Below are 20098 nucleotides of genomic sequence, written 5' to 3'. Positions count from 1 at the left end.
CAGCCCGGCCGTTGGACGGTTATGAGCATCCAGATGCGTGAAGGACACGAGGGGACCGGACCCGGCGCGATCACCCCGGACGGCTGCGCGGTCGAGCTGTATACGCGCCTGCCGGTGGGCGACGAGCCGGAGGTGATCGCGGGGGTCGCGCCCGCGGGCGCACGCATTCTCGAACTGGGCAGCGGTGTGGGCCGCATGACCCACCCCCTGATCGAACGGGGGTTCACCGTCACGGCCGTCGACGAGTCGGCGGCGATGCTGGAGCGGGTGCGCGGGGCCCGCACGATATGCGGCCCGATCGAAGAACTCGACCTGGGGGAGAGGTTCGACGTCGTGCTGCTCGCGTCGTTCCTCGTCCACACCGGCGACCCCGAGGTGCGGCGCGGGATCCTCCGGACCTGTCTGCGGCATGTCGCGGACGACGGCTTCGTGCTGATCCAGCGCGAGGGGGAGGACTACCACACGAACGTGCCCCGGGAGCGGGTCGACCCCCGAGGCTTCACCGTCCGCGTGGTCTCGGCCGAACCGGTCGGGGACGGCGTCGACTCGGTGTTCGTGGAGTATCTCTTCCCGGACGGCGAGTGGACCCAGACGTTCCGGGCGCGACCACTGACCAGGGAGCAGTTCGAGGAGGCGCTGGGGGAGGCGGGGCTCGCGGTCGATCGGTATCTGACGGAGGACCGGATGTGGGTGAAGGCGGTGCCGGCCGTGCCCGCGGGATGAGGCGGACGGGAATTCCGGCGGGAAGGTCCGGCGGACGGCGATGAGTTCGGGGGAGGGGACCGGTCTACCTCTGTGACAGCGATCGGAACCGCTTCACACAGGAGATCCCATGTCCGAGACCACCGCTTCCGCCGTCCGCACGACCAGCACCGCGCGCAGCAAGGGCGCACGGATCTCGCTGCGCGCGCTGCAGATCGTGCTCGCGCTGTTCTACGCGTTCGCCAGCGCGCTGCCCAAGCTGATCGCGCACCCGTCGGCCGTCGAGTCCTTCGACACGCTCGGCTGGGGCAGCGCGGGGATGTACAGCATCGGCGCGCTCGAACTGGCGGGTGCCATCGGACTGTTGATCCCCGCGTTGGCCTCGGTCGCGGCGGTGTCGCTGGGCGCGCTGATGGTGGGGGCGTTCATCACGCAGATCACCGCCTTCGACGGGCAGTACGCGGCGACCCCGCTCATCCTGATGGTTCCGCTCGCCCTGATCGCCTGGACGCGCCGCCAGGACGTGGCCGGGCCGGCGCAGTGGGTGCGACGGGTGCGACGGGAGGCGTGAGCGTCGCGGACCCGCTTGCGCGGCGGGCATCGCCGAGGGGCTTCCCGGTGGGCGTCGGGAAGCACCTCGGCGATGCCCGCGGCAGGGGTGGGGTGCCGGGGCGTGGGCTGCCGGTGCCGGTGCCGGCGTCCGTGCCGCCGGCGCTGTCGGTGTGCTCGCGCGCACGGCCGCTCGCGGGGGGCCCGGGGCCGCGCTATGTGGGGCGGCGGTGGCGCTCGGCGTTCGCGGCCTCGGCCAGGCCCTGGAGGCGTTCCAGGTCACGGCGGTCGCGTTTGGTGGGGCGGCCGGTGCCTCGGTCACGGATGCCCGCCGGAGCGGTGGCCTCGCGGGGCGGGGGCGGCGGGGAGTTGTCGACGTAGCACTCGGCGGCGACGGGCGCCCCGACCCGCTTGCGGATCAGCCGTTTGACGACGACGATCCGCTCATGTCCCCCGGCCTGGCGCAGCCGCACCTCGTCGCCGACGCGCAGCGCATGGGCGGGCTTGACGCGTTCACCGTTGACACGGACGTGCCCGCCCCGGCAGGCGGTGGCGCCCATCGAGCGGGTCCTGACCAGGCGGACGGACCAGATCCAGCTGTCCACGCGCACGGTCTCACCGCTCGCCGGACGGGCGGCCTCGGCGGCCTCGACCGCCGGTGACGCTGCCCCCGACTCGCGGGCACCCCTGTCCGCGGTGTCCGGACCGCTCGTCCGCTCCTGCGTACCTTCAGCAGCCATGCCTCGACCTTAGCTCCCCGTGGCTCCCCGATCAGGCCGCACAGCGGAGGCGATCACCGGACGTACCGTGGAGACATGGGCGGCGGCAGGGGCAGTGGCAGTGGCGGGGCGGCGGGGCTGGCCGCGCTGGACTCACGGATCAGCGGGTGCCGGGCCTGTCCCCGGCTGGTCGAGTGGCGGGAGGAGGTGGCGCGTACCAAGCGGGCCGCCTTCGCCGACCAGGAGTACTGGGGGCGGCCGGTGCCGGGCTTCGGGCCGCCCGACGCCGCGCTGCTGATCGTCGGACTCGCTCCCGCCGCGCACGGGGCGAACCGGACAGGGCGGATGTTCACCGGCGACCGCTCGGGCGACGTGCTGTACGCGGCCCTGCACGACCTCGGCCTCGCCTCGCGCGGTACGGCGGTCGGCGCGGACGACGGTCTGGAGCTGCACGGCGTACGGATCACCTCGCCCGTGCACTGCGCGCCGCCCGCGAACAAGCCGACTCCCGAGGAGCGGAACACGTGCCGGCCCTGGCTGGTGCGGGAGTTGGAGCTGCTGCGGCCGACGCTGCGGGCCATGGTCGTACTCGGGGCGTTCGGCTGGCAGGCCGTGCTGCCCGCGCTCGCCGAGGCCGGCTGGGACATACCCCGGCCGCGACCCGTCTTCGGGCACGGCACCCACGTACCGCTCGACGGGCTCGACCTCCACGGCTGCTTCCACGTGAGCCAGCGCAACACCTTCACCGGCCGGCTGACCCCGGCGATGCTGCGCGAGGTCCTGCGTACGGGGGCGAGGTCCGCGGGGCTGGCCGTCACCGCGTAGCGGAGCTGTCGGGGCCGGGAGATAACCGGCTGCCGAGCGTGCCCCGGGCCGGTTAGGGTCGCGCGATGCCCCTCTACCCTGAGATCGAACCGTACGACCACGGCCTGCTCGACGTCGGCGACGGCAACCGCGTGTACTGGGAGGTCTGCGGGAATCCGCGCGGCAGGCCCGCGGTCGTGCTGCACGGCGGGCCGGGATCCCGGGCCAACGCCTGGTTCCCGCGGCTCTTCGACCCCGAGGCGTACCGGATCGTGCTGCTGGACCAGCGCGGCTGCGGGCGTTCGACGCCGCCGGCGAGCGCGTACGAGACCGACATGACCGTCAACACGACGGATCACCTGATCGCCGACCTGGAACTGCTGCGGCGGCATCTGGGGATCGGCCGATGGCTGGTGTGGGGCGTGTCATGGGGGTCGGCGCTCGGCCTGCGGTACGCGCAGACGCATCCGGAGGCCGTGACGGAGCTGGTGCTGACCGGGGTCACCTCGGCCTCCGACGCCGAAGTCGCCCTGCTGACCAGGGGACTCGGACAGTACTTCCCGGAGGCCTTCGAACGGTTCCTCGCCGAACTGCCCGAGGGCGAGCGGGGCGGGAATCTCGCGGCCGCGTACAACCGGCTGATCGAGTCGCCCGACGAGGCGGTGCGGGCACGGGCCGCGCGGGCCTGGACCGACTGGGAGACGGCCATCGCCGGACAGCCGCCCCGCTCCGTGCCACGCTACGAGGACCCGGTCTTCCGCTACGCCTTCGCCCGTACCGTCACCCACTACTGGGGCAACGGCCACTTCCTCGACGGAAGCGGCGACGGTGTGGTCCTGCGGGACGCGCCGCTGCTCAAGGGCATCCCCGGCACCCTCGTCCAGGGCAGCCTGGACCCCGGCAACCTGCTCGGCATCGTCTGGCGCCTGCACCACGCCTGGCCCGGCAGCGAATTGGTGCTCGTCGACGACGTGGGGCACGACGCGGGCGCTCCCGACGTGGCCGAGGCGCTGGTGGCGGCGACGGACAGGTACGCCAGGGGCTGAGCCTCGGGTTCAGGGTCTGCCGTGCGGGCCGCCGCACGCCTCGTCGCTGTCGCTGTCGCCGCCGCTGTCGTCGCCGAACAGATGCCGCACCGTCGACCGGTAGTTGGTCCGCACGTGGGTGAGGGCGTGGGCGCGGGCGCGGGCGGGGTCGCCGGAGGCGATGGCGTCGTACAGCTCCCGGTGCTCGGCGAGGAGTTGGGGCCACTCGGTGTTCTGGCTGGTCAGCCAGCGCAGGCGGCCGTCGACCGGCTCCATCACGGAGATGAGCAGGCTGTTGCCGGCCATGGCGAGGACGCGGTCGTGGAAGCGGGTGTTGATGTCGGTGATCGTCTCGGCGTCGTCGGCGCGGGTCGCCTCCGCCGCCCGGTCCAGCAGCGCCGACAGCTCCGCGAGGGATTCCGGGGTGGCGCGGGCGGCGGCGAGCCCGGCGGCGTAGACCTCCAGCGCTTCGCGCAGTTCGAAGAGTTCCGCCACGTCCGCCGGGGTGAGGCGGCGGACGACCGTGCGGCGCGGGGTCTCGAAGTGGACGAAGCCCTCGGCGACCAGCGCGCGGATCGCCTCCCGGACCGGGACCCGCGAGACCCCGAAGCGGTCGGCCAGCTCGCGCTCGACGAGCCGGTCGCCCGGACGGAGGCGTCCGGCGATGATGTCCTGCCGCAGGGTGCCGAGGACACGTTCCCGTACCGCGCCCAGGGGTTCGATCTTCGCTCCTTCCGGAGCCAGGGAGCTCATGGGGCAATCTTCGCCGACTCCCGGGGTCTTTTACCGACCGTTAACCACAACGACATCGGTCGGAACTGTTGACGGGAGGACGATGAGCGCAGTTTGGTATACCAAACTGCGCGAGGTGCTCCCCTGGCCCCCCACGCCGGTGCCGCGCCCGTCCCCGCCCCCCGACCCCGTCTCCTCTCGCTCCCGGAGGCCCCGTGTCCCTCGCCGACCGTGCCGAAGTCACCGGCACCACAGCGTTCGTCCCCGACCCCCGCCTCACCAACGAAGACCTCGCACCCGCGGGGAAGCGGAACTGGAAGGTCTTCGACCTCTTCGCCCTGTGGATGTCCGACGTCCACAACCTCGGCAACTACACGTTCGCCGCGGGCCTGCTGGTCCTCGGTATGAACGTCTGGCAGGTGTTCACCTCGCTGCTCGTCGGCTTCGTGATCATCTACATCGGGATGAACCGGATGGGGAGGATCGGGCAGCGCCACGGCGTGCCCTTCCCCGTGGTCAGTCGCATCAGCTTCGGCGTCTGGGGCGCCAACATCCCGGCCCTCATCCGGGCCGTGATCGCCATCATGTGGTACGGCATCCAGACCTACCTCGCGTCCGTCGCGGTCAACATCATGCTGATGGCCGCCTGGCCGGGCCTGGAGTCCTGGACGCACCACTCCTTCCTCGGCCTGCACCAGCTCGGCTGGTGCACCTTCGTCGCCCTCTGGCTCATCCAGGCGCTGATCATCAGCCAGGGCATGGAGTCGGTCCGCAAGTTCCAGGACTTCTGCGGCCCCGCGATCTGGCTGGTCATGATCGCGCTCGCGGTGTGGGTCCTCGCCAAGGCCGGCTGGACCATCTCGCTGACCTCGACCCCCCACCCGGTCTCCGTGGGCGAGCAGTGGCGGCAATGGTTCGGCGCGATCGGACTGATCCTCGCCACCTACGGCACGCTGATGCTCAACTTCTGCGACTTCTCCCGCTTCGCGCCCGACTACCGGACGGTCAAGCGAGGCAACTTCTGGGGCCTGCCGATCAACTCGACCGCCTTCGTGGTCGTGTCGGTCATCGTCACCGCCGGCTCGCTGGAGGTGTTCGGCGAGGCCATCACCGACCCGGCGGAACTCGTCGCCAAGGTCGGCAACACCTGGGTCCTCGTGCTGGGCGCCCTGACCTTCGCCGTCGCCACCATGGGCGTCAACATCGTCGCCAACTTCGTCTCACCGGCGTACGACCTCGCCAACGTCTGGCCGCAGAAGATCACCTTCAAGGTCGGCGGCATGATCAGTACGGTCGCGGCACTGGTCGTGACCCCGTGGAACCTCTTCTCCAACCCCACCGTCGTCCAGTACTTCCTCGGCGGCCTGGGCGCCTTCCTCGGCCCGCTGTTCGGCGTGATCATGCTCGACTACTTCTGGGTCAAGCGCGGCCGCATCGACGTCGACGCACTCTTCGACGCCCAGCCCGGTTCCCGCTACTACTACCGCAAGGGCGTCAACCCCAAGGCGCTGTGGGCGTTCCTGCCGGCCGCGGCCGTCTCCGCGGTCCTCGCCCTGGTACCGACCTTCGGCGAGGTCGCCCCGTACTCCTGGTTCATCGGCACGGCCCTCGCCGCGAGCCTGTACGCGGTGCTGTGCCGGGACGAGCGGGCCTCGGAGCCGGCCATCGCAGCACCGGCAGCCGTGGAGGGCTGAGCGTGCGCATCGTCGTCACGAACTGCAACACGACGCAGGGGATGACCGAGGAGATCGTGCGAGGTGCCCGGGCCGCGGCAGGCCCGGGCACCATCGTGACCGGACTGACCCCCGCCTGGGGTCCCGAGTCCGCGGAGGGCTGGCTCGACAGCTACCTCTCCGCCGCCGCCGTCCTCGACGCCCTGCGCACCTACGAGGAGCCGTACGACGCCGTCGTGATGGCCGGGTTCGGGGAGCACGGGCGCGAGGGTGCCCGCGAACTGGTGGACGTCCCCGTCGTCGACATCACCGAGGCCGCCGCCCACCTCGCCTGTCTGCTCGGCCGTCGCTACGGCGTCGTCACCACGCTCGAACGCTCCCGCGGGCAGATCGAGGACAGCCTCGACGCCGCCGGCGTGGGCCGCAACTGCGCGGCGATCGTCGGCACCGGGCTGGGCGTCCTCGACCTCGCCGACGCCGACCGCACCACCCGGGCCTTCCTCGCGGCCGGGCAGCGTGCCCGGGACGCCGGGGCCGAGGTGCTGGTCCTCGGGTGCGCCGGGATGAGCGGACTGCAGCGGGCGGTGGGGGAGAAGCTGGGGGTGCCGGTCGTCGACGGGGTGGGGGCGGCCGTCAAGCTTGCCGAGTCACTGGTGGAGCTGGGGCTGACCACGAGCCGTGTGGGCGGGTACGCGAAGCCGCTGCCGAAGAGGAGGAGCTGGGGGGCCGCCGGACCGGCCGAGCCGGACAGCGGGGGGTGAGGGCGCGGCGGGGTTCCTCCCCGTACGTCCGGAGCCCTCACTCGGCCGGGGGCTGCGGGACCACCGCCGTCGCCGTGATCTCCACCAGCTGGCCCGTGTAGCCGAGGCAGGCCACGCCGAGGAGGGTCGAGGAGTGCGGGCCCGTGCTGAGGCCGGACGCCTCGACGACTTCCCAGACCGCCGAGAGGACCGCGGGCTCGCCGCTGACGACGTACACGTCGGTGGCGGCGACATGCGCGAAGTCGCTGCCCACCGCCCGCAGTTGCTCCCCGAGGTTCGCCAGCACCTGCTCGGCCTGCCGTACGGGGTCACCCTCCCCGACCAGCTTCCCGTCGGCGTCCAACGGAACGGAACCGGCCAGGAAGGCGAGCTTCGTCCCGGCCTCGACGACGGACGCGTGCGCGTACATGGGCGGTGCGAAGAGGCCGGGGACGGTGGTGCGCCGGATCATGAAGGCTCCTCGTGGTGGTCAGCCGGTCGGTGTGGTGGACAACCCGACGATGATGCGGACGCCCCGCCGCCGACGCATCCCCATTTTCGGCGGACGCCACGAATTTCGCACGTGCCGCATGCGGCTGTGCGTGCGCGGCACAGTGACCGTGCGTCCGCAGCGCGGTGAACGTGCGCCCGCAGCGCTGTGAACGGCGCGCAGCCGCCCCGCCGTCCGCCCGGCGCCCCTGCATTTCGTGCTGGGCACCCGCCCGCGAATAATCCTTCGAAGGGAGTGCGCTGACGCTGTTACCGTCTCTCGCGTGGCGAAACTCAATCAGATCATCGCAGTGGAGAAGGGCGTCAAGGCCAAGTCGCATCAGGACCTGACGGCCTCTCAACATGGGCTGCAGAAACCGGCGTTGCTGGCCGGTATCGCGCGCACCTATCAGCCGAAGGACGAGGAGGGCGAGCAGTTGCCGCCCGAGTCGACCCGGGTGCAGGTGCGGGCGGAGGACGTGCTGCGGGAGACCGCGGGGATCCTCACGCGGCTGTTCGATGTGACCGCCACCAAGGACTGGGCCAACTGCACGGCACGGGCGGACGTGAAGGTCGAGGGGCGCGTGCTCGTCGCCGACGTTCCCGTGGCCTATCTGCTCTTCCTGGAGAAGCAGCTCGGGGAGATCAACACGCTGGTGCGGAAGCTGCCCGTGCTCGACGCCTCCGAGGCGTGGGCACAGGATCCGTCGACCGACGACTGGAAGACCGAGCCCGTACGCACGGTGCGGACGAAGAAGGTCCCGCGCAACCACGTGAAGGCCGAGGCGACCGACAAGCACCCCGCTCAGGTGGAGGTGTACTACGAGGACATCCCGGTCGGTTACTGGACCACCGTGAAGTTCTCCGGAGCCCTGCCCGCCCGGCGCGTGAACGAGATCCTCGACCGCGTCGAGAAGCTGCAGCAGGCCGTGAAGTTCGCACGGGAGGAAGCGAACGGCGTGGACGTCGTCGACCAGCGCGTCGGTGACGCCGTGTTCGGCTACCTGTTCGGATAGTTCGGGTAGCCTCATTGATTCCCCGACCGGCCCCGAGGCCGGACGGGGTGCGCGAGGAGCGCAAGCTGAAGCTGAGGCTTGTCGTGAAGGAGCGGTCCGTACCCGCCGAAGAGTTCAGGGACGGGCCGTCATCAATCTCAGACTATTGCTCCAGACTCAGTATTCGCCGCCGATCGTCGCAACGACCGGGCCCAGGCCCCGGGACGTCGAAATGCTGGTTCAAGTCCAGCCCGCGCAGCTCGATGCGTGGTGGTCCAAAGGCAGGACGCGGCGACATGACGACTGACCTGGGTTCTTTACCGTGGCGGCGTGCCCTATGGGCGGCATCACAGGGCCCGGGGGCCGGCTACGCCCTCGGGCCCACCTTTTTCGCCGTCATGACCCGCGTCACCGTTCCGCCTCGGCTCACACCCCTTTTCGCCTCGGCTCACACCCCTTTCGACTCGGCTCACGCCGCTTTTCGCCTCGGCGCACGCGTGCGCGCCCTGATTGCGTTCATAAAGAACATGGCATCTACAGGGATCGTCACATCGCGGCAATACGAGCGTTCCATATCCTCCAGGTCGGGCACCTACGGTGGAGAGCACGAGCACCGAAGCCCTCGGCGGCGCATCACCTGTCGCCGCCGGACCACCCACGCCCCGGCCACCGTCGCCCGAAGGCACACCCCGCCCTCACCCGACGACAGGAGCCCCGTGTCCCGCCCCGCCGCCCTGCCCCTGCCGCCCTGGCTCGCCCATGCCCTGCGCGCCCAGAGGGGTCCGGTGCCCTGGAACGCGGTGGTGCGCGGGGCACTGGCCGGTGGGCCCTTGCTCCTGGTGGCCGTCTGCATGGGGCGCCCCTCCGTCGGGGTCCTCGCCGCGCTCGGCGCCATGCTCGCCGGGATCAACGACCGCCCCGGAAGCAGGCGCGTGGCCGTGCAGCGGCTCGGAGTGCCCGCGCTCGCGGGAGCCGTGGGGCTGCTCGTCGGCACGTACGCGGGGCAGTACACCGGCGCGGTCGTCCTCACCCTGCTGCTCACCGCGCTCGGACTGCTCGCCGGCGGGATGAGCGCGGTCGGGCTCGTGGCGTCCGGAGCGGGTACGCAACTGCTGGTCGCGGCCGCCATCGGAGCCGGCATGCCCTTGCCCGAACCGGGCTGGGAGCGGGCGCTCGCCTACCTGGCCGGCGCGGGATGGCTGCTCGTCCTGCGTCTCGCCCTGCCCACGCCCGCGGTCCTCACCGCCGGTGACTACCGTTTCGACGGGGAACGGGACGCCGTCGCCGCCGTCTACGACGCGATCGCCGGGCTGCTGGACGCCGTCGGCACCCCCGACGCGCTCGCCCGGCGCTCCGCGCTGACCGCCGCCCTCGACCACGCCCAGGACGCGCTCGCCGGACCCCGGCTGCGGCGGTACGCCAGCTCGTCGGCCGAGCGGCGGCTGCACGCCCAGTACGCCGCCGCGCTGCCCCTGGCCGAGGCGGCGACCGCGCTGGCCTGGGACCGGGACGCCGTCGTCGGGCGGGCCTCCGAAGGGCCCCGGCGGCTCGCCGCGGCCGTGCGCGGCAACACCGCGACCGGGCCGCTGCCCGCGCCCGTCCTTCCCGGCGCCCGGCATCGTCCGTCGGCGGACGCCGCCTTCGCGCCCGCGCTGCGCGCCCTCGACGACGCGCTCCTGCGCGCCGCCGAGACCTTCGACCGGGGCGGCGACGCCCGCGCCCTGCACACCCGCCGCCGAACCCTCGGCTCCCTCCTCAGGCTCGGCCTCGGGTCCGGCGGACGCGAGTACGGGCTGCGGGTCGCCCTGTCCTTCGGGGCCGCCGCGGCCGTCGCCCAGGCGCTGCACCACGAGCACTGGTACTGGCTGCCCGCGACCGCCGTCTTCCTCGTCAAGCCCGACCTGGGGCCGCTGGCGTCCCGCGTGCTGTGCCGGGCCGCCGGGACCGTGCTCGGCGCGGTGCTCTTCGCCGCCTTCGCCGCCGTACTGCCCAGGCCGGAAGGGCTCATCGCGCTCGTCGCGGTCAGCGGGGCGCTGATACCCGTGGCCACCCGGCACTTCGCCGCCCAGACCGCCGTCGTCACCGTCCTCGTCCTCGCCCTCGTCATGGTCGGCGGCGACCCCCAGGCCTCCTGGAGCCGTATCGGCGAAACGCTGCTGGCCTGCGCCATCGTCCTGATCGTCGGCCATCTGCCGATGCCGAGGGGGCAGCGGGGCGGCGGCGTACGCGCCCGGCTCACGGAAGCGGGCACCGCGGCGTACGCCTACGTCGCGCACGTCCTCGACGAGCCGCGCACGCCGGGCGCACGCTCCGGGACGAGCGGGACGAGCGGGACGGGCGGGACGGGCGTGACGTCGTCGCCGGGCGGTTCGGCCACGCCCAACGGCGTCACCGTGTCCGTCGGGTCCGCCCTGCCGGGTACGGCCGACGTGCGGGCGGCACGCTGGGCCCTGCGCCGCGAGGCCTACCGCGCGCTCGCCAAGGCCCGCTCCGCGATCGCCCTCTCCGAAGCCGAACTGCCCGCTCTGGCCCGGCACACCGAGGGCACCGACGAGGTCGCCGCTCTCCTCGAACGACTGGTCGACACCACCACCGCCTGCGCCGTGCATCTCGACGACACCGGACGGCTCAGCCGCCACCACACCGACCGCCTCACCGCACTCCTCGACGAACTCGCCCGCCACCAGAGGCACACCGGCACCACCCTCCCCGAGGCACCGGACGTGACCGACGCGTCGGGCGGGACCGAAGCAGCGGACGAGGCCGACCGCCGGGGAGGCAGGGCCTGAGCCCGTGAGCGGTAGGCACGGGCCGGCGCGTCCGAGCGCGCGCACGAGCCGGTGGGGGTGGACCACGTGAGCCGGCGCACGTGAGCTTGCGCCCGCGGGTCCGCCCCATCGGTCCGCCCCCGTGCACAGCGCCCGCTCCGCCGAGGCCCGCGCCACGATCGTCGACGGCCGTCGTGATGCGCGACCGCGAGCCGCTCACCGTCGACGCGCCCGCGACCGCGGCCGGACTGCCGGCCCTCGCGGCACTGGGAGCGGTGGGCGACGAGCGGAGCCGCTACCACGACGAGTACGAGGAGTGACTATTAGCGCAAGATTCGGCACTTAGCGTCACCGGAATGTGTGGTTTCTGAGAGGTACCTCACGATCCACCGTTGACCTCGTGTCAACTACGTCTCAGTACCGTCACTTCCCGAGCCGTTCACCCCGTGGTTGGCGTTTAAATCTACAAGCTGCCCGGCCGCGGATCACCGGCCACGGGCACGGCGCGACATGGAGGTGCAGCATGAACGGGAGAACGGTGCTGGGGCGCTTTCCCGCCGGCGGGCCGCGCGGCTCGTGGCCGGCGGAGGAACTGGCGCACGCGGCCCGCCTCGACGGGCTGCAGGCCGAGGTCGTGATGGACATCGCGACCGACATGTTCCTGGTCATCGTGCGCGGCGCCGACACCGCCGTGACCGCGTCGGCCTGACCTCACCCCGGCTCCGGCGCGGCAGCCTTCGTCGAGGAGGCCCCGGTCGGCGCCGGCACGGGAGCCGTGGTCGGCGCCGTCGTGGGAACCCGCGCGGGCGCCGGCACCTTCGCCGCGAACTGCTCCGCCTGCAGCGAGTACAGCTCCGCGTAGACCCCGCCCGTGGCCAGCAGCTCCTCCGGGGTGCCGGACTCCACGAGACGGCCCTGGTCGAGGACGTGCACGAGGTCGGCGTGGCGCACCGACGCCAGCCGGTGCGTGATCAGGACGACCGTCTGACCGGTGCCCGCCAGGGCGCGGATCTTCTCGAAGACCTCCAGTTCGGCGCGGGCGTCGAGGGCCGCCGTCGGCTCGTCGACGATCAGGATGCGCCCGCGCCGGTACGCGGCCCGAGCGATCCCGAGGCGCTGCCACTGCCCGCCCGACAGTTCGTGCCCGCCGCTGAATCCCCTGCCCAGGAGCGTGTCCAGGCCGCGCGGCAGGTCCTCCAGCACGTCCTGCGCCCCGGCCTCGGCGACGGACGCGGCGAGCCGCTCCTCGGTCAGCGGCGCCGAGGGGCGTCCGATCGCCAGGTTGACGCGGGCCGTGAACGGCCACCGCTTGAAGTCCTGCGCGACCATCGCGATGCGCTCGGCGAGCTGCCGCCGGTCGGCGCCCGCCGCGTCCACGCCGTCCCACATGATCCTGCCCTGGTCAGGGGTGTACAGCCCGGCGAGCAGCTTGACCAGGGTGGTCTTGCCCGAGCCGTTCTCCCCGACGAGCGCCACGATCTTGCCCAGCGGCACGGTCAGGGTGACATCGCTCAGCGCGGGCCGGGCGGCCTTGCCCGGGTAGGTGAAGGTCACGTTCTCCAGCCGGATCTCCCGCGGGTCCTCGGGCAGCGCGTCACCGCCCTCCGGGATCGCGCGCTTGGCGGCCTCCACGTACAGGCGCTGCATGTCGCCCACGAAGAGGGCCTCCTCGTGCAGGGAGTTCACCTCCAGCACCAGGGTGTCGAGGCTGGCGGAGCCGGTGCGGATCGCGATGACGGCCGTCCCGGCCACGGACAGGGCCATCGCGCCGGCGAGCAGCAGACCGCCCAGCGTCGCGTACGTCGCCACGGTGGCCAGCCCGGTCCACAGCGCCGCGTACAGGCCCGTACGGGCCGCCAGCCGGGCCAGGCGGGCCTGTTCCGCCTCGGCCGTCTCCGACATGGAGCGGAAGTGACGCAGCAGGAACGGGCCGACACCGTGCACCCGGATCTCCGGCGCGGCCTCCGGCTCGATCAGCAGGGAGCCGATCAGATACCCCGCGCGCGCATGCTGCACCCAGGCGTGGAAGGACGTGTACCGGCGACGGGCGATCGTCAGCGCGCTCCAGGCGCTCGGCAGCGTCATCGTGACGAGCAGCGGCAGCAGAGCCGGGTGCAGCACGGTCAGCACACCGGCCGCCGCGATCAGTGAGATCAATGCGTTCACCACGTGCGCCGAGTAGCTGATCATCCGGCGGGCGGACTGGGCGCCGTACTTCGCGGTGTCCAGCAGCTTGTGGAAGCCGTCGTCCTCGATCGCGGACAGCTCCACGGCCGCCGCCCGCTCCAGGTACAGCTCGGTCGCGACGCGCTCCACCTTCGGTTCCAGCCGGCCCGTGGCGTACGTCGACGCGGCCCGCAGCAGGGTCGAGACCAGCATCACGGCGGCGATGGCCACGAGCGCGGGGGCGGCCCCCCTCAGGCGCTGCTCGACCGTGCCGTCCGCGATCAGCCGGGCCAGGATCGAGTTCATCGCGAGCAGGCTCACCGCCTGGGCGAGACCCCGGCCCGTCTCGGACGCCAGCACGGTCCGGGCCGCCCAGCGGTCCGCCTGCCAGGCCAGCCGGAAACTCGACGCGAGCAGTGACGGCAGCCGCCGCACCATCGCGCGGAAGTTCAGCTCCAAAAACGCGTTCGCATGCTGCGACCAGCCCATGTCGTACCGCAGCGGCCCTCCGAACAGCAGCAGCTCCGACTCCGAGGTCTCCGGCTTGTCCCCGTCACGCGCCTTGCCCACCCACGGCCTCCCCCGAGTCGTCGCCGACAGGCCACTATCCCGGCGCACCCCGTCCCCGACCAGGGCGCACGACGACCGGACCCTCGTCCGCCCGGAGCACGCCGGGGCGCGAAGAGGCAGGGAGGAGTACGTCGCGAGGCGGGTGAAGGGGCCGCACACCGTTCGTTCGGCGGAGGAGGCAAGGGTGACAAGGCCGCGGAAGCAGGGGGTGGCAAGGCCGCGGAGGCAGCAGAGGCCGCGGAGTCCTACGCGGTCATCGTCCGGGACCAGGACGGCGTGGTCCCGGTGACCCGGCACAGCGCCAGGTACAGCGGTATCGGCGGGGTGTAGGCGATGGCCCCCTCCGGCCGGAGGATCAGCGCGGGCACGTCCGCACCGTCGGCGACCAGCGCGCCGGTGGTGTAGCGCACCGGGGCGGGCCACTCCAGCGCGTAGTCGGAGTCGGCGGGCACGATCCACCACCAGTGCGCCCTGTCGGCGTAGACGCACCCCACGCGGGGCAGGCGGGGCAGGACCAGCGGCCCGAAGCGGGCCGGTACGGTCACCGCGTCGCAGCCCATGGGCGCGGTCATGCCCTCGGGCAGGGGGACGGGGCGGGGCGTCGCGGCGGGGCGCTGGGCGCGGCGCAGACGGGTCAGGGTGTCGAGGCTCACCACGCGAGCCACTCTGCCCCCACCGGGGGGCCGAGCGGGACCGATCGACGCGCTCACACCCATTCGGCCCCCGACCAGCGTCCGACTTCGGGCCGGACCTCGACTTCCCGACGACTCTCCGTACCCGGGCGACCCCCGGCCACCGCGAGGCCCGCGATGCCCCTGCGGACCTCGGTCCCTCCACGGGTCTCGCCATCCCGGCGGGTCTCGCCACCCCGGCGGGTCGCGGTGTCCCTGCGGGCTCCGGCACCACCGCCGAGACCGTCGGCACCCGTGCGGCGGAAGGCCTCCGGCTCGGCCTCCCGGCCCTCCGGCGGCGGCTTCTTCGCGCCCCAGCCCAGGTCGGACCGGGCCGCCGTGTCCGCCGCGGGGGGCAGGCTGGTGACGGTCACCGCGCTCGCGCCCAGGTCGGGGGAGACCGCGTCGGCTAGCCCGCGCGGCACGTCCGCCCACACCAGGAGCCCCAGACCGACCGGCTGCGCCCCCCAGGAACGACAGAGCGACTCTATGAGGAGCAGTCCTCTGCCATGTTCCTCCTCCGGTCGCTGCGGCGAGGGGTGCGGTTCACCGGGCGCACAGCCCTCGTCCCGTACCGCTATGCGCACCAGCTCGTCGCCGTCCAGCAGTTCGCAGACGATCTGAGTGCTGGCGGTGTGCACGATCGCGTTGGTCACCAGCTCGGACACGACCAGGGCGGCCGTGTCGCAGGTGTCCTCGCAGACGGCCCAGCCGGTGAGCTGGGTACGGGTCACACGCCGAGCCTGGGCCACCGCACCCGGGTGCGCGGCCAGCTCGAATCGAAACCGGCGCTCGGCGATTGTCTCGGGGCGCGCCCCGGCGGCCGGACCGGGACCGACACGGTCTCCGGCGGCGTCTGTTCCTAACGGCGCAGGGGGCGGAATCACGCTTGCCACTATCGCCCCGCCGTGAACACTTGGCAAGTGTCACTCTGAAAATTGCAGAGTGCCGTATGACTCTCTGAACGGCCGTGGCACACTGCACGCAACAGCACGTGTAGCGGCGCCAGTTGGAAATCCCTCGCACAACGTTCTTAAGCACGCACAGTGTTCGTTTGCGTACACGGCCACGCGCGGCGCGCGAGGCCCGAAACAGCGCCGCCCGGCTGCCGGAACCCGACGGGCCGGGAATCGACGTAGGTCAGCGCAGAGTCAGAGAAGAGAGGGGCGAGATGAGCGAGCCGCGGTCCGCGCCGACGGTCGGCCAGGTCGTGCTGGGCCGGCGGCTGCTGGACCTGCGTGAGCGCGCGGGCATCCGGCGCGAGGAGGCCGGACGCATCCTGCACGTCGCCGCCGCCACCGTCCGCCGCATGGAGACCGCCGAGGTCGCCCTCAAAATCCCCTACCTCCAGCTCCTGTTGAAGGCGTACGGGGTCGCCGACGAAGAGGCCGAGACCTTCGTCCGGCTCGCCGAGGACGCCAACAAGCCCGGCTGGTGGCAGCGCTACCACGACATCCTGCCGGGCTGGTTCTCCATGTACGTCAGCCTGGAGGGCGCGGCCGGCCTGATCCGCGGCTACGACCCCCACTTCGTCCCCGGCCTGCTGCAGACCGAGGACTACGCGCGCGGCGTCATGACCTCGGGCGCCATCGGCCAGACCAAGCCCGAGGACATCGAGCGCCATGTCGCCCTGCGCATGCAACGGCAGGAACTGCTCACCCGTGAGGACGCGCCCCGGCTGTGGTGCGTGATGGACGAGACCGTCCTGCGCCGCTCCGTCGGAGGACCGGCGGTCATGCGCGCCCAGATCGACCGACTGCTGGAGGCCATGGAGCTGACCCATGTCACGCTCCAGGTCGCCCCCTTCGACACAGGACCGCACCCCGGCACCTACGGGCCGTTCGTCCTGTTCCGTTTCGCCATGCCCGAACTTCCGGACATGGTCTACAGCGAGTACCTGACCGGCGCCGTCTATCTGGACGACCGCTCCGAGGTGGCGACCCACCTCGAGGTCATGGACCGCATGGCGGCGCAGGCCGCCACGGCACAACGCACGAAGGAGATCCTCAGGGATCTCCGCAAGGAGCTCTGAAGACACCGAATGGAACTCGTCAAGTCGCAGTCGCGCACGCGCAAGCAGTCGCACACACGCGTCTACAACGGCATGCCCGCCCGGGAACTCGGCAGCGAGGGCTGGCACAAGCCCTGGAGCGGAGGCAACGGCGGCAACTGTCTGGAGGCCATGAAGCTCGCCGACGGCCGCATCGCCGTACGGCAGTCCACCGACCCCGACGGACCGGCACTGATCTACACACCCGACGAGATGAACGCCTTCATCCAGGGCGCCAAGGCGGGGGTGGCCGACTTCCTCCTGTCCTGAGGCCTGTTGCGTCCTCCCTGTTGTTCAGTCGCTTTCCCTATGTTGGCCTTGAGTTGATCACCTGCCGCCGCTCGTTCCCATGGAGTTCGTCATGAACGGGAGTCCCCCCGTCGAGATCGACACGAGCAGACCCCACCCCGCGCGTATGTACGACTGGTACCTCGGCGGCAAGGACAACTACCCCGTCGACGAGGCCATGGGCAGGCAGATGCTGGCCCTCGATCCCCGGGTGCCGGTGATGGCACAGGTCAACCGGGCCTTCATGCACCGCTCCACGCGCTGGCTCACGGAGAACGGCGTACGGCAGTTCCTCGACATCGGCACCGGCATCCCGACCGAGCCGAACCTGCACCAGATCGCCCAGCGCGTCACCCCCGATGCGCACGTCGTCTACTGCGACAACGATCCCATCGTGCTGGCCCACGCGGCCGCCCTGCTGCGCGGTACGCCCGAGGGGCGCACCGAGTATCTGCAGGCCGACGTGCGCGACCCGCACGCCGTCGTCGAAGGCGCCAGGAAGATCCTGGACTTCGACCGGCCCGTGGCGCTCTCGCTGATCGCGCTGCTGCACTTCGTCTCCGACGAGGACGGCGCGCACACCCTGGTCCAGCGGCTGATGTCCGAACTGCCCTCCGGCAGCTACCTCGTCCTCTCGCACGCCACCGCCGACTTCACCCCCGAGGAGTCCAGGGCCGCGACCGAGAAGCTCAAGGCCGCGGGCGTCACCCTGGCCCTGCGCTCCCGTGCGGAGTTCACCCGCTTCTTCGACGGCCTCGAACTGGTCGACCCCGGCGTCGAGGTGCCCCAGCACTGGCACCCCGAACTCGGCGAACCCGTCCCGGGTCAGGACGACGGGATCATCCCGGGATACGGGGCGGTGGCGCGCAAGCCGTAGGGCTTCGCGGACGGTCACGCACGAGCGCGGCGCGACCTTCCCGGCACGCGCCGCGCACGCACGTCGGTCGCGGCGCACGTATGTGGTCGCGGCGCATGCACACGGTCGCGCGCGGGGGCGCGCTCGGGTGTGGGGGGCGCGCTCGGGTGTGAGGGAGCGGATCACCCGGAGCGGATCACCCGGAGGGCAGCACCCCTCACCCGGGCGGCAACACCCCGCACAGCGCCTCGACCGCCGCGCCGTACGCGTGCTCCGGGGGCGTCGCGTACCCCACGACGAGCCCGTCCGGCGCGTCCCCCACGGCCTCCGGATGCCGGAACTCCGACAGACCGTCGAGCGCGACGCCCCGCCAGACCGCCGCCTTCACCGCGGAGCGCTCGGTACCGGGCGGCAACCGCAGCACGGCGTGCAGTCCGGCGGCGATCCCGGTGACCTCGACGTGCGGCGCGTGCGCGGCGAGGGCCGCGACAAGGCGGTCCCGCCGCGCCCGGTACCGCTGCCGCATACGCCGCACATGACGGTCGTACGCCCCGGAGACCACGAAGTCCGCGAGCGCCAGCTGCTCCGGCACACTCGCCCACGCCTCCCGCTCCCCCTTGGCCTCCAGCACGGCGCCCACGTACCGCTCCGGCAGCACCATCCACCCCAGGCGCAACGCCGGCGACAGGCTCTTGCTCACCGAACCGATGTGCACGACCCGTTCGGGATCCAGACCCTGAAGGGCCCCGACGGGCTTACGGTCGTAGCGGAACTCCCCGTCGTAGTCGTCCTCCAGAATCAGCCCCCCACGCGCGCGTGCCCAGTCCACGACAGCGGACCGCCGGACGGGATGCAGCGGACCGCCGGTGGGGAACTGATGCGCCGGCGTGAGCAGCACGGCCCGCTCCCGGCCCAGCCCGTCCACCCGGGCACCGTCCTCGTCGAGCGGCAACGGAACCGTCCGTACGGAGCCCGCCGACAGCAGCTCACGATGGAAACCCAGCCCGTACGACTCCACGGCCAGCGGCCCCCGCAGCACCCGGCCGTGGAACAGCAGCCGCAGCGCGTGCGCGAAGCCGGAGCAGACCACGATCCGCGAGGGCTCGGCCCGCACGCCCCGCGCGCGTGCCAGGTACTCGGTGAGCGCCTCCCTCAGCTCGATCCGGCCGGCCGGGTCACCGGGCCCGAACACCTCGTTGGGCGCCTGCGCCAACGCCCTGCGATACGACGCCGACCAGGCCGTCCTCGGGAACGCCGACGCGTCCGGAGTACCCTGCCGCAGATCGTGCCGAGGCCCACGCACGCGTGGATGTGCCTCCCGGGACCTGCGCGCGGGGACGTCCAACGGCTCGGCCCGCTCGGCGACCCGCGTCCCCGACCCCTGCCGCGCCGTCAGCCAACCCTCCGCGACCAGCTCCGCGTAGGCGTCGGCGACCGTGTTCCGGGCGATCCCCAGGTCGGCGGCGAGCGAGCGGTACGGGGGCAGCCGGGTCCCGGGAGGGAGCCGCCCACCGCGCACCGCGTCCCGCAACGCCCGGATCAGCGCCGCCCGCCGCCCACCCCGACCGGACAGTTCGAGATGCAGATCGGCTCCGATCCGCTCCGCGGAATTGACCCATGAATCCACCATGAGAATGCACCCTATGGCAGGTCTTTCTCCGTCATAGATTCATGGTCATGACGACGAACACGGTGCAGAACGCGATGGACACGGTGACGGGCGCGACGGGTGCGACGGACCCGACACACGCGACGGGCGCGGCGAACGCGACGGGCGCGACCAGCGCGGCGAACGCGGTGAACACGCCCCGCCTCGACTTCGCGAAGTCCGCCCGGAACACCTTCCGGGCCCTCATCGGCTTCGACGCTGCGGCCCGCGAGGGCCTCGACCCGACCCTGGTGGAACTGATCCAGATCCGCGCCTCCCACCTCAACCACTGCGCCTACTGCCTCCACATGCACACCAACGACGCCCGCAAGGCCGGCGAGAGCGAGGACCGGCTGCACATGGTCCCGGTCTGGCGGGAGGCCCGGCACTTCTTCACCCCCCGCGAACAGGCCGCGCTGGCCCTCACCGAAGCGGTCACGCTCGTCGCCGACGCCGGTGTCCCCGACGACGTCTACGCGGAAGCCGCCACCCACTTCGACGACACCGAACTGGCCCATGTCCTCGCCCTGATCTTCGCCATCAACACGTGGAACCGCATCGCCCTCTCCACCGCCAAACGAGCCGGCACGGACACCCGCTGACCCACTCGGGTCCGCCGCCCCGCCAGGTCACCCGGCCGGGTCACCCCGCAG

The 20098-nt window shown here is 72.2% G+C and carries 21 protein-coding genes; 14 read left to right on the top strand and 7 right to left on the bottom strand.

What is annotated here, in order from left to right; all coding sequences use genetic code 11:
* Positions 1 to 33 precede the first annotated feature (33 nt).
* Both STRBO_RS0129065 and STRBO_RS0129060 read left to right on the top strand, forming a co-directional pair.
* Positions 34 to 723 (top strand): class I SAM-dependent methyltransferase, encoded by a 690-nt coding sequence (locus tag STRBO_RS0129065; RefSeq protein WP_086016321.1) that lies wholly within the window; start codon positions 34 to 36, stop codon positions 721 to 723.
* 109 nt (positions 724 to 832) lie between these two features.
* Complete coding sequence (locus STRBO_RS0129060; protein WP_005478028.1) at positions 833 to 1273, top strand: DoxX family protein; 441 nt, start codon at positions 833 to 835, stop codon at positions 1271 to 1273.
* 193 nt (positions 1274 to 1466) lie between these two features.
* Here the strand turns inward: STRBO_RS0129060 and STRBO_RS0129055 are convergent, their stop codons facing one another.
* The gene (locus tag STRBO_RS0129055) at positions 1467 to 1991 is read right to left on the bottom strand and encodes an RNA-binding S4 domain-containing protein (RefSeq protein ID WP_005478027.1); all 525 of its coding nucleotides are present in this window, start codon (positions 1989 to 1991) and stop codon (positions 1467 to 1469) included.
* A 75-nt stretch (positions 1992 to 2066) separates the two neighbouring features.
* Here STRBO_RS0129055 and STRBO_RS0129050 point away from each other — a divergent pair, with 75 nt between their 5' ends.
* The gene (locus STRBO_RS0129050; protein WP_005478025.1) at positions 2067 to 2795 is read left to right on the top strand and encodes a uracil-DNA glycosylase; all 729 of its coding nucleotides are present in this window, start codon (positions 2067 to 2069) and stop codon (positions 2793 to 2795) included.
* 65 nt (positions 2796 to 2860) lie between these two features.
* A complete protein-coding gene (gene pip / locus STRBO_RS0129045) occupies positions 2861 to 3820 on the top strand; it encodes a prolyl aminopeptidase (RefSeq protein ID WP_005478022.1) in 960 nt (319 codons plus the stop codon).
* 9 nt (positions 3821 to 3829) lie between these two features.
* Here pip and STRBO_RS0129040 read toward each other — a convergent pair whose 3' ends face one another.
* Positions 3830 to 4552: a GntR family transcriptional regulator gene (locus tag STRBO_RS0129040; protein WP_005478020.1), complete on the bottom strand. Its 723-nt coding sequence runs from the start codon at positions 4550 to 4552 to the stop codon at positions 3830 to 3832.
* A 194-nt stretch (positions 4553 to 4746) separates the two neighbouring features.
* Between STRBO_RS0129040 and STRBO_RS0129035 the strand changes: the two genes are divergently transcribed.
* Entirely contained in the window at positions 4747 to 6225 is a 1479-nt protein-coding gene (locus tag STRBO_RS0129035) for an NCS1 family nucleobase:cation symporter-1 (protein ID WP_005478018.1), read from the top strand.
* Positions 6226 to 6227: 2 nt separating this feature from the next.
* Positions 6228 to 6965 (top strand): aspartate/glutamate racemase family protein, encoded by a 738-nt coding sequence (locus STRBO_RS0129030; RefSeq protein WP_005478016.1) that lies wholly within the window; start codon positions 6228 to 6230, stop codon positions 6963 to 6965.
* A gap of 37 nt (positions 6966 to 7002) precedes the next feature.
* On the opposite strand, the gene STRBO_RS0129025 is transcribed toward STRBO_RS0129030, so the two are convergent.
* The gene (locus STRBO_RS0129025) at positions 7003 to 7416 is read right to left on the bottom strand and encodes a RidA family protein (protein WP_005478015.1); all 414 of its coding nucleotides are present in this window, start codon (positions 7414 to 7416) and stop codon (positions 7003 to 7005) included.
* Positions 7417 to 7717: 301 nt separating this feature from the next.
* Here STRBO_RS0129025 and STRBO_RS0129020 point away from each other — a divergent pair, with 301 nt between their 5' ends.
* From STRBO_RS0129020 to STRBO_RS0129005, 4 genes are all read left to right on the top strand, one after another.
* Positions 7718 to 8449, top strand: coding sequence for a DUF7873 family protein (locus tag STRBO_RS0129020; RefSeq protein WP_005478013.1), 732 nt, complete (start codon positions 7718 to 7720; stop codon positions 8447 to 8449).
* Positions 8450 to 9144: 695 nt separating this feature from the next.
* A complete protein-coding gene (locus tag STRBO_RS0129015; RefSeq protein WP_005478012.1) occupies positions 9145 to 11217 on the top strand; it encodes an FUSC family protein in 2073 nt (690 codons plus the stop codon).
* Positions 11218 to 11393: 176 nt separating this feature from the next.
* Positions 11394 to 11516 (top strand): hypothetical protein, encoded by a 123-nt coding sequence (locus STRBO_RS45555; RefSeq protein ID WP_005478011.1) that lies wholly within the window; start codon positions 11394 to 11396, stop codon positions 11514 to 11516.
* A gap of 203 nt (positions 11517 to 11719) precedes the next feature.
* Entirely contained in the window at positions 11720 to 11905 is a 186-nt protein-coding gene (locus tag STRBO_RS0129005) for a hypothetical protein (protein ID WP_005478010.1), read from the top strand.
* Between the two features lie 2 nt (positions 11906 to 11907).
* On the opposite strand, the gene STRBO_RS0129000 is transcribed toward STRBO_RS0129005, so the two are convergent.
* From STRBO_RS0129000 to STRBO_RS0128990, 3 genes are all read right to left on the bottom strand, one after another.
* On the bottom strand, positions 11908 to 13932 hold the full coding sequence (locus STRBO_RS0129000; protein WP_005478009.1) for an ATP-binding cassette domain-containing protein: 2025 nt from the start codon (positions 13930 to 13932) through the stop codon (positions 11908 to 11910).
* A 245-nt stretch (positions 13933 to 14177) separates the two neighbouring features.
* Positions 14178 to 14648, bottom strand: coding sequence for a hypothetical protein (locus tag STRBO_RS0128995; RefSeq protein WP_046919742.1), 471 nt, complete (start codon positions 14646 to 14648; stop codon positions 14178 to 14180).
* Positions 14639 to 15490, bottom strand: coding sequence for an ATP-binding protein (locus STRBO_RS0128990; protein ID WP_209442958.1), 852 nt, complete (start codon positions 15488 to 15490; stop codon positions 14639 to 14641). The genes STRBO_RS0128995 and STRBO_RS0128990 overlap by 10 nt, the downstream gene beginning before the upstream one ends.
* Before the next feature lie 284 nt (positions 15491 to 15774).
* On the opposite strand from STRBO_RS0128990, the gene STRBO_RS0128985 reads away from it, so the two are divergent.
* From STRBO_RS0128985 to STRBO_RS0128975, 3 genes are all read left to right on the top strand, one after another.
* On the top strand, positions 15775 to 16635 hold the full coding sequence (locus STRBO_RS0128985) for a helix-turn-helix domain-containing protein (protein WP_005478005.1): 861 nt from the start codon (positions 15775 to 15777) through the stop codon (positions 16633 to 16635).
* 9 nt (positions 16636 to 16644) lie between these two features.
* Positions 16645 to 16923, top strand: coding sequence for a DUF397 domain-containing protein (locus STRBO_RS0128980; RefSeq protein WP_005478003.1), 279 nt, complete (start codon positions 16645 to 16647; stop codon positions 16921 to 16923).
* Between the two features lie 79 nt (positions 16924 to 17002).
* Complete coding sequence (locus STRBO_RS0128975) at positions 17003 to 17818, top strand: SAM-dependent methyltransferase (protein ID WP_005478001.1); 816 nt, start codon at positions 17003 to 17005, stop codon at positions 17816 to 17818.
* Positions 17819 to 18014: 196 nt separating this feature from the next.
* Here STRBO_RS0128975 and pdxR read toward each other — a convergent pair whose 3' ends face one another.
* Positions 18015 to 19427, bottom strand: a complete 1413-nt coding sequence (pdxR, locus tag STRBO_RS0128970; protein WP_005478000.1) for a MocR-like pyridoxine biosynthesis transcription factor PdxR — start codon at positions 19425 to 19427, stop codon at positions 18015 to 18017.
* Positions 19428 to 19468: 41 nt separating this feature from the next.
* Here pdxR and STRBO_RS0128965 point away from each other — a divergent pair, with 41 nt between their 5' ends.
* The gene (locus STRBO_RS0128965; RefSeq protein WP_005477999.1) at positions 19469 to 20047 is read left to right on the top strand and encodes a carboxymuconolactone decarboxylase family protein; all 579 of its coding nucleotides are present in this window, start codon (positions 19469 to 19471) and stop codon (positions 20045 to 20047) included.
* Positions 20048 to 20098: the final 51 nt, after the last annotated feature.

It is taken from the genome of Streptomyces bottropensis ATCC 25435 (genome assembly GCF_000383595.1).
GTDB lineage: Bacteria > Actinomycetota > Actinomycetes > Streptomycetales > Streptomycetaceae > Streptomyces > Streptomyces bottropensis.
This window is presented reverse-complemented; position numbering and strand designations above follow the sequence as displayed.